This window comes from Amnibacterium soli (genome assembly GCF_039544415.1).
Taxonomy (GTDB): domain Bacteria; phylum Actinomycetota; class Actinomycetes; order Actinomycetales; family Microbacteriaceae; genus Amnibacterium; species Amnibacterium soli.
Genome location: NZ_BAABLP010000010.1, coordinates 56,475 through 75,691 on the forward strand (window position 1 = coordinate 56,475; position 19,217 = coordinate 75,691).

The following is a 19,217-nucleotide window of genomic DNA, read 5'->3' on the forward strand; positions in this document are numbered from 1 at the left end:
TGCACGCGCGGTGCGCATTCCCCGATGAACGCCTCCAGCGTCATGGGGTACGGGCGGGGGCGCGAGCCGCGGGTCGAGCGGGATCCGAGTGCCCGGGAGGACCAGGGCAGCACTGCGGTTCCTCTCGCGTCGCTTCCTGATCCGGGGCTCCCGGGTTGCAGGATCCGTACAACGATCCGCGCGGTCCATGGTCGCGCCTCCACGATCGATCCACCTCGGCGGAGCCGCCGGGCAGGAGTGGAGCACCCGTGACCAGCCTCACGACGACCGATCGGCAGCAGCTGCTCGCCGGTCGCGACCTCGCCGTCGACCTCGTGCGCGTCCTCTGCGTCCTGCTGGTCGTCGTCCTCCACTCCCTCATGCTCGGCCTCGACGTGCGGGCCGACGGGGCCATCGGCTGGCGGAACGTGGTGCAGGAGCAGCCCTGGTTCGCGGTGGCGAGCTGGTTCGGGCAGCTGATGCCCCTCTTCTTCGTCGTCGGCGGGTTTGCGAGCTGGCAGGGCTGGGCGTCGACCGTCCGCCGCGGCGGGGGAGGCGCGGACTTCTTCCGCGCCCGCCTCCTGCGCCTCGGGACGCCGGCCGCCGTCTGGTACGTGCTCGTCGGCGCCGTCGTGTGGGCGGCCGCCGCCGCCGGGCTGCCCGTGCCCGTCGCGCAGCTGCTCGCGAAGGGGCTGGGCATGCCGCTGTGGTTCCTGGCCGCCTACCTGATCTGCCAGGCCGCGGTGCCCCTCCTCGTCCGCCTCCACACGACCCGGCCGGTCACGACCTTCGCCGCGCTGCTGGCCGGCGTCGTGGCCGTGGACGCGCTGCGCGGTGCGACCGGCGTGGACGCGGTGGGGCTGCTCAACCTGCTGCTCGTCTGGCCCCTCGTGCAGCAGATCGGCTTCCTCTACGCCGACGGCTCGATCGGGCGCCTCGGCCGCCCGGCGCTGCTCGGGGTCGCGGCGGTCGCCTTCGCGCTGGTCGGGGTGCTCGGCAGCTCGGGCCTCTACTCGCCCGACATGCTCGACGACCTGAACCCGCCGACCCTGCCGCTCGTGCTCATCGGAGTGGGGCAGACCGCGCTCTTCGTGCTCGCGAAGCCGGCCCTCGACGCGCTGATGACGCGTCGCCCGGCCCAGGCGTTCGTGGCGATCGCCGGCACCCGCCTCATGACCGTCTACCTCTGGCACCTCCTGCTCGTCATCGCCGTCGCGGCCACCGTCCTGATCGCGCCGGACGTGGTGCCGGCCGTCGGCACGACCGCGTGGTGGCTGGCCCGCGTGCCCGGCGACCTGTCCGTCTTCGTGCTGCTCCTCGTGCTCTCGCTCGGCGTCGCCCGGTTCGAGCGCGGCCCGAAGCGCGTCGGGCCCGTGCCCTCCGTGCCGGCGCTCGTCGTCGCGGGTGCGCTCGCCACGGTGCCGCCGTTCTGGGCGATGCAGCTCGGGCTCGACCTCGCCGGCTTCATCTGGGGATCGGTCGCCCTGGTGCTGGCGGTGCTGATCGCCCGGGGACGCACGACCCGCCCGACGGATCACGAGCGGGGGGCTCCGCTCGCACGGTAGGGTTCGGCTCGCGAAGGGGAGTATCCCGATACCGCGCCACCCGTCAGCACGATCCGCACCGTCGGCGGATCCGGGGGCGCGGCGCCCGTCAGGGCGGGGAGAGACGTTCGAGGCCGTTCCCTGCCCTCGAGGAGTCCGAAGTGCCCGAAGTCCCCGTCGCGTTCGAGATCGTCTCGCTCGCCGTCATCGTCCTGATCCTGATCGGCGACATCGTGCTGGCCTACCGTCGGCCGCACGTCCCGTCGACGCGGGAGTCGACCCTCTGGGTCGTCTTCTACGTCGTGCTCGCGCTGGTGTTCGCCGGCGTGCTGCTCGTCGTGGACGGCCCCACCCACGCGACCGAGTTCGTCGCCGGCTGGTTGACCGAGTACTCGCTGTCGATCGACAACCTGTTCGTCTTCATCGTGATCATGACCGGCTTCGCCGTACCGAAGAAGCGGCAGCAGGAAGTCCTGATGATCGGCATCATCCTGGCGCTGATCTTCCGCGGGATCTTCATCCTCATCGGCGCGCAGCTGATCGAGAACTTCAGCTGGATCTTCTACATCTTCGGCGCGTTCCTGATCTACACCGCCATCACGCAGGCCTTCGGCGGCGACCACGGGGATCAGACCGACACCGCGCTGATCCGGTTCGCGAAGCGCCACCTGTCCGTCACCGACGAGTACGACGGCGGCAAGCTGCGCACGACCGTGAACGGCAAGCGCATGTTCACGCCGATCCTCATCGTGCTGATCGCGATCGGTGCGACGGACGTGCTGTTCGCGCTCGACTCGATCCCCGCGATCTTCGGCATCACGGACAGCCCGTTCATCGTCTACACCGCGAACATCTCCGCGCTGATGGGCCTCCGCCAGCTCTACTTCCTGCTGGGCGACCTGGTGGAGCGCCTCAAGTACCTGAAGTACGGGATCGCGTTCATCCTCGCCTTCATCGGCGTGAAGCTGATCCTCCACGCGCTCCACGAGAACGAGCTGCCGTTCCTGAACGGCGGCGAGCACATCACGGCCGTGCCGGAGATCGGCACCGTGCTGTCGCTCGTGGTGATCGTCGTCTCCATGGCGGTCGCGACCATCGCGAGCCTCGTGAGCATCAAGCGCGACCCGAACGCCTCGCTCGCCGACCTCAAGCCCTCGCACGTCGAGGCGGAGCGCAACCGGCAGGCCGAGGAGGAGGAGCGCGCCCAGCATCACGACTGAGCGGTGCGCTCCCGGCGAGAGGCGCCTACCATCGCCTCGTGCGGGGCGGCATCTTCGGGCGGATCCGTCGATCCGCGGTGTGGCATCGGCGGTCCGTGGAGCACCACGTGATCGGCCGGAACGAGCCGCCGCCCGCCTCGGCGCGGCTGCCGCGCCACCCCGACGAGCTGCTCCGCACGGACGCGTGGGTGCCCATCGCGCAGCTCGCGGACCAGCGCATCCGCGCGCATCGCGGCGACGACCTCTCGGTGGGCGAGATGGTGGAGACGGTCGCGCACGAGGTCGAGGACGTGGTCTCGGTTCAGTCGCTCGAGACGGCGTTCGTCGCGTGGCGCACCTGGGCCGCCGTGACGGAGACGCCGTGGCCCCAGGGGTTCCACGAGCTGCTCGTCGGCGTCAACGCGTCGGAGGCGGACGAGGTGGAGATGGCGCTGCACGTGCAGTCCGACCTCGCCGCGCTGCTGCCGCAGGTGGTCGCCGCCCGGATGAGCGAGAACCGGGGCTGATCCGCCGTCTGCACGACGCGCGGACGTGTGCGCCCGCCCTGGCGCGGGCACACGTCCGCCGGTCGTGCACACCGCGCAGGCGGTCGCGACGCCCGCGGTCACCGGGCGGTCGCGGGGCCGCTGCCGGTCGTTCACGGGCCCGCCACCGGCGGTGGACACGCTGCCACCGGTCGTCGCGCCCCCGACGGCGGCCAGGGGGAGGCGGCGGCATGGACGAGCGGGCGACCGGATCGATCGGTGCGATCACCAGGAGGACGGCGCTCGGGCTGGCGGCGGCCACCGGCGCCGCGGCCGCGATCGGCGGACCCGCCGCGGCGGCTCCTGAGGCGCACGCCGCGGCCGCCGCGGCGCGGACGACCCTCACGCGCACCGTGGTCCGCAGCGCGCCGAACGCGCACGGGTGGCGCCACCACGTCGTTCGAGCCGGCGATCCGCGACTGGTCAGGGACGACCTCGCGCGCCCCTCCGCCTCCCGCGCGAAGCGCCGCACCCCGCTCGCGGCGTTCGTGCACCTCACCGACATCCACGTGCAGGACGCGCAGTCGCCCGGCCGGTTCGAGTTCCTGGACCACCACCGGGATCGCAAGGGCGAGCCGCTGTTCGGGGGCGCCTACCGGCCGAACGACGTGCTGGCGACGCAGGTCGCGGAGAGCATGGTGCGGGCGGTGAGCGCGCTGCGCACCGCGCCCGCGACCGGCCTGCGCCCCGCGTTCGCCGTCAGCACCGGCGATGCGGCGGACAGCTGCCAGTACAACGAGATGCGGTGGTCGATCGACCTGCTCGACGGCGGCACCATCACGCCCGACAGCGGGCGCCGGGGCGTGTACGAGGGCGTCGGCGGCGGGCTCGACCACCGGGACCCCTCCTACTGGCACCCGGAGGGCGGCGAGGCCGACACGTACGTCCGCCGCTACGGCTTCCCGCGCGTGCACGGGCTGCAGGCCGCCTCGCTGCGCCGGTTCCGCGCGACGGGCCTGGCGATGCCCTGGTTCTCGGCTCATGGCAACCACGACGGGCTGCTGCGCGGCGGGATCGCGATCACCGATCGGCTGGCGGAGCTGGTCGTCGGCGACCGCAAGCCGGTCGGCCTGCCGAAGCACCTCGCGCCGCAGGCGTTCGTCGATCGTCTGATGGAGGGCGAGACGAAGGTGCTCGACCGCCTCGCCACCCGGCACGTCAGCGCCGACCCGGAGCGGCGTCTGCTCACCCGCGGGGAGGTCGTGGCGGAGCACTTCCGCACGACCGGCACCCCAGTCGGGCACGGTCTGACCGAGGACAACCTCCGGGACGGCACCGCCTACTACGTCGCCGATGCACCGCTCGCGCCCGGCGGCTCGCAGCGGCCGCTGCGGCTCGTCGTCCTCGACTCCGTCAACGAGCACGGCGACGGCGACGGGTCCCTCGACCTCGAGCAGTTCGCCTGGCTGCGACGCGTGCTCGAGGCGGAGCCGACGCGACCGACCGTGATCTGCAGCCACCACACCTCGCAGACCATGGCGAACGTGCTCGCGGGCCACCGGCGCGCACCGGCCCCGCGCGTGCTCGGCCCGGAGGTGGTCCGGCTGCTGCTCGCGCACCCCCAGGTGCTGCTGTGGATCAACGGGCACGTGCACCGCAACGTCGTCGTGGCGCACCGCGCGACGGGCCGACCCGGCGGCTTCTGGGAGGTCACGACCGCGAGCCACATCGACTGGCCGCAGCAGTCCCGCAGCATCGAGCTCGCGGACAACCGCGACGGCACCCTCTCCGTCTTCACCACCCTGATCGACTCGGCCGCGAAGGCCGGCTGGAGCGGAGGACTCGACTCGCCGCTCGAGCTCGCCTCCCTGTCGCGCGACCTCGCCGCGAACGACCCGCACCGCTGGGACCGGCCGAGGGCGACCGCGCTGCGCTACCGCGGCGCCCGGTCCGACCGCAACACGGAGCTGCTGCTGCCCGTGCCGCCGGGCGTCGAGCTCTGAGCGCCCGCCCGTCGTGCACGGCGGGCGGACACGTGCACCGGCTCCGGCGGGTGCACGTGTCCGCCGGCGGTGCACGACGCCGTCGGACGCGGGAGGACCGCGCGGCGTAACACGGTGGTAACGTGCCGCCCATGCTTCGCGGCGTCCTCCTCCTTCCGTGCCGCGACGAGGTCTGAACCCACCGGCTCCCTCGTCGCGGAGGTCTCGACCTGCCGGGATGCGTCCGTGAAGGACGCGCCATCGCACGACACCGAAGGACAGGCATGACCGAGACGACTCCCGCGCCCCAGGTCGCGAACCCGGACGGCGCCAGGACCCTGGCCGAGAAGGTCTGGTCCGACCACCTCGTGAAGCGGGGGGAGGACGGCGCCCCCGACCTCATCTACATCGACCTGCACCTGGTGCACGAGGTCACGAGCCCGCAGGCGTTCGACGGCCTGCGCGCCGAGGGGCGCCCGGTCCGCCGGCCCGATCTCACGATCGCGACCGAGGACCACAACACCCCGACGCTGAACATCGACAAGCCGATCGCGGACATCACGAGCCGCACGCAGATCGAGACGCTGCGGCGGAACGCGAAGGAGTTCGGCGTCCGCCTGCACTCGCTCGGCGACGCCGAGCAGGGCATCGTGCACATCGTCGGCCCGCAGCTCGGCCTCACGATGCCGGGCGTCACCGTCGTGTGCGGCGACTCGCACACCTCCACCCACGGCGCGTTCGGCGCGATGGCGTTCGGCATCGGCACGAGCGAGGTCGAGCACGTGCTCGCCACGCAGACGCTGCCGCTGAAGCCGTTCAAGACGATGGCGATCACGGTCGAGGGCGCGCTGAAGCCCGGCGTGACGGCGAAGGACATCATCCTGGCGGTCATCGCGAAGATCGGGACGAACGGCGGCCAGGGCTACGTCCTGGAATACCGCGGGTCCGCCATCCGATCGCTCTCCATGGAGGGCCGGATGACGATCTGCAACATGTCGATCGAGGCGGGCGCGCGTGCCGGCATGGTCGCACCCGACCAGACGACCTTCGACTACCTCGAGGGCCGGCCCCACGCGCCGAAGGGCGAGGACTGGGACGCGGCGGTCGAGTACTGGCGGACGCTGCCCTCCGACGACGACGCGGTCTTCGACGCGGAGGTCTTCCTCGACGCCGACGAGCTCGAGCCGTTCGTGACCTGGGGCACCAATCCGGGGCAGGGCACCACGCTCGCCGGCGAGGTGCCGGACCCCGCCGCCATCGAGGACCCGCAGCTGCGCGACTCCGCCCAGCGGGCGCTCGAGTACATGGACCTGCAGCCGGGCACGCGCCTGAAGGACATCAAGGTCGACGCGGTCTTCATGGGCTCGTGCACCAACAGCCGCATCGAGGACCTGCGCGCGTTCGCCTCCGTCATCAAGGGGCGCACGAAGGCCGACGGCGTCCGCGTCATGGTCGTGCCGGGCTCCGCCCGCGTGCGGCTGGAGGCGGAGGCGGAGGGCCTCGACAAGGTCTTCGAGGAGTTCGGTGCGGAGTGGCGGTTCGCCGGCTGCTCCATGTGCCTCGGCATGAACCCCGACCAGCTCGCGCCGGGGGAGCGCTGCGCCTCCACCTCGAACCGCAACTTCGAGGGCCGGCAGGGCAAGGGCGGCCGCACGCACCTGGTGTCCCCGCTGGTCGCTGCGGCGACCGCGATCCGCGGCACGCTGAGCGCGCCTTCCGACGTGCTGGAAGGGGCCCTGGTCTGATGGAACCGTTCACCACGCACACCGGCGTCGCCGTCCCGCTGCCGCGATCTGCGGTCGACACCGACCAGATCATCCCCGCCGTCTACCTCAAGCGGGTCACCAAGACCGGCTACGACGACGCGCTGTTCGCGAACCTGCGGCAGGACCCGTCGTTCGTGCTGAACGACCCGGTGTACGCCTCCGGATCGGTCCTGTTCGCCGGGCCCGACTTCGGCACCGGCTCCAGCCGCGAGCACGCCGTGTGGGCGCTGCGCGACTACGGATTCCGCGCCGTGTTCGCGCCCCGCTTCGGCGACATCTTCCGCGGGAACTCCGGCAAGCAGGGGCTGCTGACCGGGGTGCTGCCCGAGGACGTGATCGCGACATGCTGGGCCGCGATCGAAGCCGACCCGGGGGCGACGGCTACCGTCGACCTCCAGGCGGGGACCGTCGCCCTCGCTGGGGCGACCTACCCGTTCGAGATCGATGCCTACACGCGTTGGCGGCTCCTCGAGGGCCTCGACGACATCGGCCTCACGCTGCGCGACGAAGCGCTCATCACCCAATTCGAACAGGGCCGCGAAGCGTGGCGACCCGTGACCCTTCCGGTGAGGGAATCTTGAGCACCACCTTCGACACGGCGCCGAACACCGCCCAGATCGCCGTCATCTCCGACGCGGCGCGCGCCGCCGCGAGCGTCGGCCTGACGTTCGACCGGCTCACCATCGAGGGCGGCAAGCCCCTCGAGGGCACCGTCGACGTGCGCGGGGCGAAGAACCTCGTCACCAAGGCGATGGTCGCGTCGCTGCTGTCGGAGGACGTCAGCGTGCTGCGCGACGTGCCGGACCTCAGCGACGTCCGCGTGGTCCGCGGCCTGCTCGAGATCCACGGCGTCATCGTGGAGGAGGGCGCGCAGCCGGGCGAGCTGCGGCTCGACACCCGCAACGTGCGCCGCGCGCACGTCCGCGAGATCGACGCCCACGCCGGCTCGAGCCGGATCCCGATCCTGTTCTGCGGGCCCCTGCTGCACCAGCTCGGCGAGGCGTTCATCCCCGACCTCGGCGGCTGCCGCATCGGCGACCGCCCGATCGACTTCCACCTCGACGCGCTGCGGAAGTTCGGCGCGATCGTCGAGAAGCTGCCGGCGGGCATCCGCCTGTCGGCGCCCAACGGGCTGCACGGCGCGCACATCCACCTCCCGTACCCGAGCGTCGGCGCGACCGAGCAGGTGCTGCTCACCGCGACGCGCGCGGAGGGGACCACGGAGCTGCGGAACGCCGCGATCGAGCCCGAGATCATGGATCTGATCGCGATCCTGCAGAAGATGGGCGCGATCATCTCGGTCGAGCCGAACCGCGTGATCCTGATCGAGGGCGTCAAGGAGCTGCGGGGCTACACGCACCGCGCGATCTTCGACCGCAACGAGGCCGCCTCCTGGGCCTCCGCGGCCCTCGCAACGCGCGGAAACGTGTTCGTCAAGGGCGCCGTGCAGGAGCACATGATGACGTTCCTCAACGTCTTCCGGAAGGTCGGCGGCGAGTTCGACGTGCTCGAGGACGGCATCCGCTTCTGGCACCCGGGCGGTGCGCTGAAGCCGGTCGTCATCGAGACCGACGTGCACCCCGGCTTCATGACCGACTGGCAGCAGCCGCTGATCGTCGCGCTGACCCAGGCGGACGGCGTCTCCACCGTCCACGAGACGGTCTACGAGAACCGGTTCGGCTTCACGGACGCACTGCTCAAGATGGGCGCGGACATCCGCGTGCACCCGCGCGGCTTCGCGGCCCCGAACCGGCGCGTGCCCCGCCGCGAGCTGGAGCAGGCCGCCGTGATCACGGGCCCGACCCCGCTGCACGGCGCCGACATCGTCGTGCCCGACCTCCGCGGCGGCTTCTCGCACCTGATCGCGGCGCTCACCGCCGAGGGGCAGAGCACCGTGCGCAACGTCGGCATCATCAGCCGCGGGTACGAGAACTTCGGCGACAAGCTGAAGGCGCTGGGGGCGCGCTTCTCGGTCGAGGGCTGATGACGGACCGCAGCGGCGCCGACCCGGCGCTGGCGGGGGTCCGGACGCGGCCCGCGAAGCCGTACGCGGAGAAGCGCAGGCCCTCCGTCTTCTGGCTCCTCGCGACGCCGGTGGTGCCGTTCATCCGCTCCATCGCGACCATCCGGATCCGGGACCGCGAGAAGCTGCCGTCCTCCGGGCCGTTCATCCTGACGCCGAACCACCACTCGAACATCGACCCGATCATCATCGGGATGGCCGTGTGGCGGCTCGGGCGGGCGCCGCGGTTCCTCGCCAAGGCGTCGCTGTTCACGATCCCCCTGGTCGGCGCCGCGCTCCGCTCCGCCGGGCAGATCCCGGTCGAGCGGGGCGGCGCCTCCCGCGGCGCGATCCCGATCTCGGCGGCGAAGCGCCTGATCGAGGAGGGGCAGGGCGTCATCGTCTACCCCGAGGGCTCGCTCACGCGCGACCCGCGGCTGTGGCCGATGCGCGGCAAGACCGGCGCCGCGCGGCTCGCGCTGCAGCTCGGCCTGCCGGTGATCCCGGTCGCCCACTGGGGCACGCAGACGCTGATGCCGGTGAACACGACGAGGCTCCGGTTCCGGCCCCGCGCGCACATCGAGGTCCTGTTCGGCGACCCCGTCGACCTGTCCGACCTCGGCCGCGTCGCGGACCGCGCGGCGCTGCAGACCGCGACCGACCGCATCATGGCCGCGGTCACGGCGCTGGTGGAGGAGCTGCGCGGGGAGACCGCGCCGGCCGAGCGCTGGGACCCGGCGAAGCACGGGCAGACCGAGACCGGGCTCTTCTGATGGGCGCGGTCCGGTGAGGGTCGCCGTGCTCGGAGCGGGCAGCTGGGGCACCGTGTTCGCGAAGGTGCTGGCCGACGGCGGGAACGACGTCGTGCTGTGGGCCCGCCGCCCCGCGGTCGCGCATGCGATCGACCGCCGCCACCGCAACGACGACTACCTGCCGGGCATCGCCCTGCCCGACGACATCGACGCGGTCAGCGACCTGAACCGGGCCCTGCGCGGCGCCGAGATCGTGTTCCTCTCCGTGCCGAGCCAGTCCCTCCGCGGCCTGCTGCGCGACGTCGCGCCCGCGCTCGGCGAGCACGCGATCGTCGTGAGCCTGATGAAGGGCGTGGAGGAGGGCACCGGCCTCCGCATGAGCGAGGTCGTCCGGGAGGGGCTCGGCCTGCCCGACGAGCGCATCGCGGTGGTGTCCGGGCCGAACCTGGCGCTCGAGATCGCCCGCGAGGAGCCGACCGCCGCCGTCGTCGCCTCCACGTCGGCCGCGACCGCGATGCGCGTCGCGGAGGTGTGCTCGACCCGCTACTTCGGCACCTTCGTCAACCAGGACGTGATCGGCACCGAGTTCGGCGGCGTGCTGAAGAACCTGATCGCGCTGGCCGTCGGCATCGTCGTCGGCGTCGGGTACGGCGACAACACCAAGGCGTCGATCCTCACCCGCGGCCTCGCCGAGATGAGCGCGTTCGCCACGACCTTCGGTGCGCAGCCCGACACGCTGGCCGGGCTCGCGGGCATGGGGGACCTGATCGCGACGAGCGAGTCGCCGCGGTCGCGCAACAACCGCGCCGGCCGCCTCCTCGGCCAGGGCTACACGAAGGACGACGTGCTGCGCACGATGGACCAGGTGGCGGAGGGGCTCGCCTCCCTCGAACCGGTCCTCGCCCTCGCGGCGGCGCGCGGCGTCGTCATGCCGATCTGCACCCAGGTGTCCCAGGTGATCGCAGGCACCCTGCACCCCCGCGACCTCGCGCCGCACGCCGTCGAGGACGCCCTCCCCGTCGGGGAGTAGTCGGCGATCGGTCCGGCGGCACCGGGCGCGTCATCGACACGCTCGGGGCGCGTCCCCAGTTCGAGGGACATCTTGCGCAGTTTGCAGCCCTGAACAACGAAAGCGGTTGTCCAGGTTCGATCCATGCCGCATGCTATGGGCGCCCGTTGTCCCCGCAACGGGTTCTCTCCCCCCGAATCCCGTCTTCCGCGCGCGTCCGCCGCACGGTACGACGGTGCACCCGAAAGCACCTCCCCGATGCCTTCTGCTCGTCGCGCCCGCTTCGTCCTGCCCTCGCTCCGCCGCCCGAGGACCGCAGCGGCGCTCGCCGCACTCGTGGTCGTCGCCGTCGCCGTACCGGTGCAGATGGCCTCCGCCGCCCCGGACACGACCGCTCCCGGCAAGCCCGGCAGCGTGGCCAGCAGCTACTACGGCGGCGTCGGCACCGTGCTCACCTGGAGCAAGGTGTCCGCGAGCGACCTGGCGTCCTACCGGGTCTACCGCTCGACGCAGAAGGCGATGACCCTCGCGAACTCGACGCGCCTGGGGGACACGACGTCGCTGTCGTACACCGACCGTGCTGCGACCGCGGGGGCCACGCTCTTCTACGCGCTGACGGCCGTCGACCGCAGCGGGAACGAGAGCGGGCTGTCCTCGATCAAGCAGGTCACCGCGAAGGACACGGACAAGCCTTCCACGCCCTCGAGCCTCACGGCGAAGACGTCGACCTCCGGGATCGCGCTGGACTGGAAGGACAACGGCGAGCCGGACCTCGCCGGGTACCAGGTCCTCCGCAGCACGTCCTCGAGCGGCCCCTGGACCCAGGCCGCCTCCTCGCTGACCTCCTCGGCGTTCAGCGACACGCAGGCGCCGGCGGCCGTGAAGAGCTACTACCGCGTCACCGCCACCGACCTGAGCGGCAACGTCTCCTCGTACGCGAGCACCTCGGCGACGCGCCCCTCCGGCACCGTCGTCGTCCCGCCAGCCGCGCAGGCACCCGGCACGCCGACCGGCTTCACCGCGAAGCTGTCGTCTGCCGGCGTCCCGCAGCTGTCCTGGACCGCGTCCGCCGGGGCCTCCAGCTACCGGTTGAGCCGGGCCTCGACCTCCGCGGCCGACGGCGTCGTGCTGTCCTCGACGCTCACCGGCACGACGTACTCCGACGGAGCCGCGCCTGCGAAGCAGACCGCCTACTACCGGCTCGTCGCCGTCAACGCGGCCGGCGCGTCGAGCGCTGCGACCGCCTCGGTCGCCGTGCCCGGCGACACGACGGCGCCCGCCACCCCGGGCAGCCCGACGGTGAAGGTCGTCCCGGGCGGCGGCATGACCGTGTCCTGGCCGGCGAACAAGGAGGCCGACCTCGCGGGCTACACCGTCCAGCGCCGTGACGGCGACGGCGTGTACCGCGACTGGCTGCCGACCGCGGGTGCCGCCTACGCACTGACGTCCTTCACGGACGACGGCGCGATCGAGGGCACCGTGCACTACTACCGACTCCGAGCCGTCGACGCCTCCGGCAACCTGTCCGGCTACAAGTCGATCACCGCGAACAACCCGGACAAGGCGCCGGCCGCGCCCACGTCCCTCGTCGTCTCGCAGGACCCCACCGCCGGCCTCGCGCTGGCATGGAAGGCTCCGGCGGACGTCGATCTCGCGGGCTACTCCGTCTACCGGAGCACGAACGCCTCGAGCGGCTTCGCGCTGCTCTCCACGCTGACCACCGCGGCCGCCGGGCAGACGCCGCGGTTCCGCGACACGAGCGCACCGAAGGGCGCGACCGTCTACTACCGGGTCTCCGCCGTCGACGCGGTCGGCAACGCCTCGTCCTCCTCCAGCACGGTCTCCGGGACGTCGCTCACGAACCCGGTCCCCGTCGCCGTCGACACGACGGTGCTCACCGTGGGCCCGGGCGCGCAGTTCACGTCGGTCGCCGCAGCGGTCGACTCGATCCCCACGAACAACCTGAAGCACTACCGGATCGACATCGCACCGGGCACCTACTCCGAGCACTTCACGATCGACTCGCCGTTCGTGGAGCTGCACGGCACGGGCACCGGCCCGTCCGCGACGGTCATCAGCGCCGCCCGCGCCTCCGGCAGCCCCGACCCGGACGAACCCGGCGAGACCCTCGGCACCGCCGGCAGCGCCGTCGTGCGCGTCGACGCGTCCGACGTGGCGCTGAAGAACCTCACCGTCGCCAACACCTTCGACGAGGCCGCGAACCCGCAGATCGACGACCAGCAGGCCGTCGCGCTCCGAGTCGAGGGCGACCGCTTCGTCGCCGACCACGTGCGGCTCCTCGGCAACCAGGACACCCTCCTCGCCGACACCCCGAAGCCGACGACGCGCATCCGGCAGTACTACGTGGACTCGTACATCGAGGGTGACGTCGACTTCGTGTTCGGCGCCGCGAACGCGGTGTTCGACCGCGTGACCTTCCACGCGCTCGACCGCGGCAAGAGCAACAACGGCTACCTCACCGCGGCCAGCACCGATATCGGCAGCAAGTACGGCTTCCTCGTCTGGAACAGCAAGGTCGAGTCCGACGCCGCCAAGGGCACCGTCAACCTCGGGCGCCCGTGGCACCCGAGCGCCGACCCGGACGCGCAGGGGTCGGTCGTGATCGTCCACACCTACCTGCCCGCGGCGATCGACACGGCGCAGCCGTGGGACGACATGGCGTCCACGAACTCGTCCGGCACCAAGGTCAACTTCCCCTGGACGACGGGACGCTTCTCCGAGTTCGAGAACACAGGTCCCGGCGCCACGGTCTCCGCGAACCGGCCGCAGCTCACCGCTGCCAACGCGGCGAAGATCACGCCCGAGATCCAGCTCGCCGGCAAGGACGGCTGGAACCCGGTCGTCGCCGATCCCGGCACGGCGCCCAGCGCGCCGACGGCTGTCGTCGCCTCGACCGACACCCGTCTCGTGAACCTCACCTGGGCCGACGACGACTCCGCTCGGGTCGTCGGCTGGAACGTGTACCGCGCCGACCAGACCGGCCCGTTCGTGAAGGTCGGCCAGTCCGACACCGCGGCCTACCAGGACTCGACGGCCGTCACCGGTGCCGCCTACCGCTACGCGGTGACCGCGATCACCCGGCAGGGCGTCGAGTCCGGTCAGAGCGCGATCGTCGCCGTCACGGTCGCCGCGGCTTCGCACGCCGCCGACTACACGGTCGACGCGAACGCGACGCCCGGCGCCACCACGTTCACCACGCTCGCAGCGGCCCTCGCCGCCGCACCGGCCGGCACGCCCGCCGACCCGACGGTGATCGAGCTCGCGAAGGGCCGCTACGCCGAGTACACGACCATCGCCAAGCCGTGGACGATCGTCCGTGGCGCGACCGGTGACCCGGAAGACGTCGTGATCACCGGGAACCGCGCGGCGGGGACGCCGACGGGCACCGCGACGAACGGGGTGCCCGACACGTACGGCACCTCCGGCAGCGCGACGCTGGTGATCAGCGGCAGCAACGTGGCCCTGCGCGACCTGACCGTCGAGAACGCCTACGAGGAGGGCACCTATGCCAACGGGCAGGCCGTCGCCGTCCGGTCGACGGGTGACCGACTGAGCTACGACCACGTCCGACTGCTCGGCAACCAGGACACCCTCTACGCGAACAGCCCGTCGACCACGACGACCGCTCGCACGTACATCCACGACTCGTTCATCGAGGGCGACGTCGACTTCGTCTTCGGTCGTGGAACCGTCGTCATCGACGACTCCACGCTGCACGTGCTCGACCACGGCACGTCGCCGAACGGAGCGGTCACCGCTGCCAGCACCAACGCGGCGAACGCGCACGGCTTCCTCATCACGGGCAGCCGGATCATCGGCGAAGCGCCGGACGGCTCGCAGAACCTCGGTCGTCCGTGGCAGCCCGGCATCGCGCAGCCGGACGGCAGCTCGGTCGCCGACACCACCGCCGTCGCTCAGGTGACGGTGCGGGACAGCTGGCTCGGTCCCGTCGTCTCGCCGACCGCCCCGTGGACCAACATGGTGAACAGCGGCACGACGACGTCGTGGACCTCCGCCCGGTTCGGCTCCTACGCCAACACCGGCCCGGGCGCCGGGACGGGTGCCGGTTCGCCGCAGCTGACGGCCGCGCAGGCCGCGGACGCGACGCCGGAGCGGTACCTCGCCGGTGCCGACGGGTGGAACCCGGTCGCCGATCCGGCGCCGCAGACCGCCCCCTCGGCGCCCACCGGGCTCTCCGCGTCGGGCGGCGACCGCCAGGTCGCGCTCGCCTGGGACGACAACCCGGAGGCCGACGCCGCGACCTACCGCGTGTACCGGTCCTCCGGTGCGGACCAGGTGACCGCGGACCCCGCGCATCTCGTCGCCGAGGTCGCGAAGCCCGCCTACACGGACAACGGCCTCGTGAACGGCACCGAGTACCACTACCTGCTCGTCGCCGTCGACACCGCTGGACGCGCCTCCGCAGCCTCCGCCGCCGTCAGCGCGACCGCCGCCGTCAAGCCGCTCGTCGCCGATGTCACCGTCGCGAAGGACGGCTCGGGGGACTACACGTCCGTCCAGGCCGCGCTGAGCGCGGTGTCTGCCGGTACCGCCGCAGCGCCGAAGGTCGTGCTCGTGAAGCCGGGCACCTACCGGGAGGTGGTCGTGTCCGCGAAGGCGAACGTGATCATCGCCGGGACGACCGGATCGGCCGCGGACGTCGTCATCACCGGCGACAACGCGAACGGCACCGCGACGTCCGCCACCACCTGCCCACAGGTGACGACCGCGACCTGCGGCACGGCCGGCAGCGCCACGGTGACCCTCACGGGTGCCGGCGTGCAGGTCCGCGACCTCACCATCGCCAACACCTTCGACGCCTCCCAGCACCCGGAGATCGGCAACTTCAACACCCAGGCCGTCGCCCTGCGAGCCACCGGCGACCGGCAGGTCTACCGTGACGTCCGGCTGCTCGGCGCGCAGGACACCCTGAACGCCGACGCCTCCGGGGGCATCTCCGCCGACGGCTCCGGCTACCCGCGCCAGTACTACGTCGACAGCCTCATCCAGGGCAACGTCGACTACGTCTTCGGCCGGGCCAGCGCGGTGTTCGAGCGCGTGACCTTCTCGTCCACGAAGCGCAGCGGCGGCACGGTCTTCGCGCCCTCCACGGCGAAGAAGGCCCTCGGGTACCTCGTCCTCGACAGCCGCTTCACCAGCCGCAACGACCCGGGGTCCTTCTACCTCGGCCGCCCGTGGCGCGCCTGGAGCGACGGCGCCTATGCCGACGACTCGCGCGGACAGACCGTCATCATGAACAGCTCGTTCGCTGCCGGGTTCACGACCGATCACCCGTGGACGGACTTCGCTCCCAACGCGTGGACCGACGGCCGCTTCGCCGAGTACCGGAGCACCGGTGCCGGCGCGACGACGGGCGCGAACCGCCCCCAGCTCACCGACGCGCAGGCCGCAGCCATCACGCCCACCGGCTGGCTCGCCGGCAGCGACGGCTGGAACCCGCTGGTCGACGCGCCCGTCGACGTCGCTCCGGCCGCCCCGACGGGGTTGGGCGTGACGGCCGCGAGCAAGCAGGCCTTCGTCACCTGGGACGAGAGCACGGCGTCCGACGTCGTCGCCTACCGCGTGCTGCGGGACGGCGCGGTCGTCGGCACGGTGGACTCGCCCTCGTTCACGGACACCGGCCTCACGAACGACACCGCCTACCGGTACACGGTCGTCGCCGTCGACGCCGCCGGTCGCGTCTCCAAGGAGAGCGCGCCCGCCGTCGTCACGCCGAAGCTCGTCGTCGACGCCGTCGTGGCCTCGGACGGGAGCGGTGACTACACCACGCTCGCCGCCGCCGTCGCCGCGGCGAAGACCGGCTGGGTCGTCAAGGTCAAGCCCGGCACCTACACGGGGACGACGGCCATCGCGAAGTCGATCACCGTGATCGGCGGCGGGACGACGCCCGGCGACGTGGTGCTCACGAACGGCACGGCGGATGCGACCGTCTCGGTGACCGCCGACGGCGTGACCCTGAGCGGACTCACGCTCGCCAACACGTCGACCTCGGGCAGCGCGCCCGCGCTCTCGATGACGGGGGACCAGGACCTGGTCGCGAACAGCGTGCTCACCAGCACCGCGAACCGCACCGTCTTCGCGGACACCGTCACCTACAACGCCTCGGCGAGGCAGATGATCACCGGTTCGACGATCGTGGGCGGCTCCGACATCGTGCTCGGCCGTGCGACGCTCGTGATCAACGACAGCACCATCCGGCCCCGGCAGAGCGGGACGGTGCTGACCCCCAGCACCGCGTCGACCTTCAAGGGCTTCCTGCTGATCAACAGCACGGTCGACACGACGGGGGTGACCAACGTGCAGCTCGGTCGCCCGTACCGCGCATGGGGCGACACCTACGACCCGAAGTCCGTCGGTCAGGCCGTGGTCCGCGACTCCGTACTCGGATCCGGCATCCGCAGCTCCCAGCCGTGGGGCACCGGTCCGGCGAACGAGCCCTGGACGCTCGGCCGCTTCGCCGAGTACGGGAACACCGGCGCCGGTGCGACGAGCAGCGCGACCCGTCCCCAGCTGAGCCCCGCGGACTCGGTGTCCTACACCGTGTCGCAGTGGCTCGGCACCGGATCCTGGCACCCAGCGGTGGCCGACCCGGCTGCGCCGTCCGACGTCACCCCACCGGCGTCGCCCGCTGACCTGACGGCGACCCCCTCCGACGGTGCGATCGCGCTCAGCTGGACCGCTCCCTCGGACGCCGACCTCGCCGGCTACCGGGTCTACCGCTCCACCGCAGCGTCGGTCGCACCGACCGCTGCGAACCTCGTCGCGTCCCCGACGACGGCTTCGTTCTCCGACGCGGGCCTGACCAACGGCACGACGTACCGCTACGCGGTGGTCGCGATCGATGCCGCCGGCAACGCCTCCGCCGCCGCGATCGCGACCTCGTCGCCCGCGGACAGCCTCCCGCCGGCAGCGCCCAAGGGCTTCGTCGGCACCGGCGCGGACTCGAAGGTCGTGCTCTCCTGGACGGCGAATCCGGAGACGGACCTCGCGGGGTACCGCGTGTACGGCGCGGACGGCACCCGCCTGAACGACGCCCTCATCACCGGGACCACGTACACGGTCACCGGTCTGACGAACGGTACGGCGAGCACGTTCATGCTGGCCGCGGTCGACACCGCGGGCAACGAGTCCGCGAAGTCGGACCCGGTGACGTCGACGCCCGCTCCCGGCGACCACACGGCGCCGGTCGCGCCGACCGGCGTGTCCACCGTGCTCGGCAAGACTTCGGTGACGGTCCGCTGGTCCGCGGTCGACGCCGACGACCTCGCCGGCTATGCGGTCTATCGGGACGGCACGAAGCTCGCCTCCGTCGGCGCCGGGACGACCTCGTACACCGACTCGTCGGTCGTCGTCGGGACCACCTACGCCTACACCGTGACCGCGTCGGATGCCTCGGCGAACGTCTCTGCGGCGTCGAGCGCCGCTTCGGCGACGCCGATCAAGGTGGACATCGTGGTGGCGGCCGACGGCTCGGGCGACGCGACGACGCTGCAGGCGGTGCTCGGCACCCCCACGGCGGGCGGCGCATACGACCCGGCGGCCCCGGGGACACTCGCGAACAACGCCGACTACTCGTCGCAGGGCTACCGGACGATCCTCGTGAAGCCGGGCACCTACAGCGGTGCGCTCGTGTCGGGCAACCGCTACGGCGTCCGGATCATCGGTGCCACCGGCGACCCGAAGGACGTCGTGCTGACCGCTCCGGGCGGGGTCGTGCCGACCTTCTCGGTCTCGGGGAACGGGTGGACCTTCCGCGCGGTCACGCTGCAGAGCGTGGCCACGGCGTCGGGGAACCAGGCCACCGCGCTCCAGATCAAGTCGGGCGACAAGCAGATCGTCGACAACGTCCGTCTTCTCGGAGACAAGCAGACCCTGCTGGCATCGACCGCCAACACGACGACCGCCAGCCGGGTCTACGTCACGGGGTCCTACCTCGAGGGCGGCTCTGATCTGCTGCTCGGCCGTGCGGTCGTGGTCGTGCGGAAGAGCACGATCCACGTCCTGGACAGGCCCGGCGCCTCGCTGACGGACTCCTCGATCTCGTCCGCGTTCCCGCTCGGCTTCCTCATCACCGACAGCACGATCGTCGCCGACGGCGCCCCGAACTCCATCTACCTGGGGCGTCCGTACCCGGACGGCGCCACGGCGCAGGCGCAGGTCGTGGTGAGGAACTCCGTCCTGCCGGCGGCGATCGTCGTGGCGAAGCCCTGGAACGACTGGAGCGGGTCCCTCCTCTGGTCCAGCGGTCGCTTCTCCGAGTACCAGAACACCGGCGACGGTGCAGCGGTGAATGCGAACCGCCCGCAGCTGACCGCGGACAACCAGGCCGGCTACACGGCGGCTGCCTACCTCGCGGGCTCGGACGGCTGGAACCCGATCGCCGGCTGACCCCTGATCGCGGGGCGGCGGCGGCGTCCGTCGTCCCGCGATACTGGCCCGACCCCCCTCGCGGACCGC

The 19,217-nt window shown here is 72.1% G+C and carries 10 protein-coding genes; all 10 read left to right on the forward strand.

Features of this window, described 5'->3' with window-relative positions; all coding sequences use genetic code 11:
- The first annotated feature begins 248 nt into the window (after window positions 1-248).
- The 10 genes from ABEA53_RS16725 to ABEA53_RS16770 all read left to right on the forward strand — a co-directional run bounded on the left by ABEA53_RS16725 (window position 249) and on the right by ABEA53_RS16770 (window position 19,148).
- Window positions 249-1,544 (forward strand): acyltransferase family protein, encoded by a 1,296-nt coding sequence (locus ABEA53_RS16725; protein ID WP_345482454.1) that lies wholly within the window; start codon window positions 249-251, stop codon window positions 1,542-1,544.
- Between the two features lie 140 nt (window positions 1,545-1,684).
- A complete protein-coding gene (locus ABEA53_RS16730; protein ID WP_345482455.1) occupies window positions 1,685-2,743 on the forward strand; it encodes a TerC family protein in 1,059 nt (352 codons plus the stop codon).
- A gap of 38 nt (window positions 2,744-2,781) precedes the next feature.
- Window positions 2,782-3,249 (forward strand): hypothetical protein, encoded by a 468-nt coding sequence (locus tag ABEA53_RS16735; RefSeq protein WP_345482456.1) that lies wholly within the window; start codon window positions 2,782-2,784, stop codon window positions 3,247-3,249.
- Window positions 3,250-3,458: 209 nt separating this feature from the next.
- Window positions 3,459-5,210 carry a TIGR03767 family metallophosphoesterase gene (locus ABEA53_RS16740; protein WP_345482457.1) on the forward strand — a complete coding sequence of 584 codons (1,752 nt, stop codon included), beginning with the start codon at window positions 3,459-3,461 and terminating at the stop codon, window positions 5,208-5,210.
- A gap of 263 nt (window positions 5,211-5,473) precedes the next feature.
- On the forward strand, window positions 5,474-6,934 hold the full coding sequence (gene leuC, locus ABEA53_RS16745) for a 3-isopropylmalate dehydratase large subunit (protein ID WP_345482458.1): 1,461 nt from the start codon (window positions 5,474-5,476) through the stop codon (window positions 6,932-6,934).
- Window positions 6,934-7,536, forward strand: coding sequence for a 3-isopropylmalate dehydratase small subunit (gene leuD / locus ABEA53_RS16750; RefSeq protein ID WP_345482459.1), 603 nt, complete (start codon window positions 6,934-6,936; stop codon window positions 7,534-7,536). The genes leuC and leuD overlap by 1 nt, the downstream gene beginning before the upstream one ends.
- Window positions 7,537-7,580: 44 nt before the next feature.
- Window positions 7,581-8,939 carry a UDP-N-acetylglucosamine 1-carboxyvinyltransferase gene (murA, locus tag ABEA53_RS16755; RefSeq protein ID WP_425550648.1) on the forward strand — a complete coding sequence of 453 codons (1,359 nt, stop codon included), beginning with the start codon at window positions 7,581-7,583 and terminating at the stop codon, window positions 8,937-8,939.
- Window positions 8,939-9,730: a lysophospholipid acyltransferase family protein gene (locus ABEA53_RS16760; RefSeq protein ID WP_345482460.1), complete on the forward strand. Its 792-nt coding sequence runs from the start codon at window positions 8,939-8,941 to the stop codon at window positions 9,728-9,730. Before murA ends, ABEA53_RS16760 begins: the two co-directional genes overlap by 1 nt.
- Window positions 9,731-9,755: 25 nt before the next feature.
- A complete protein-coding gene (locus ABEA53_RS16765) occupies window positions 9,756-10,739 on the forward strand; it encodes an NAD(P)H-dependent glycerol-3-phosphate dehydrogenase (RefSeq protein WP_345482461.1) in 984 nt (327 codons plus the stop codon).
- A gap of 237 nt (window positions 10,740-10,976) precedes the next feature.
- Complete coding sequence (locus ABEA53_RS16770) at window positions 10,977-19,148, forward strand: pectinesterase family protein (RefSeq protein WP_345482462.1); 8,172 nt, start codon at window positions 10,977-10,979, stop codon at window positions 19,146-19,148.
- Window positions 19,149-19,217 lie beyond the last annotated feature (69 nt).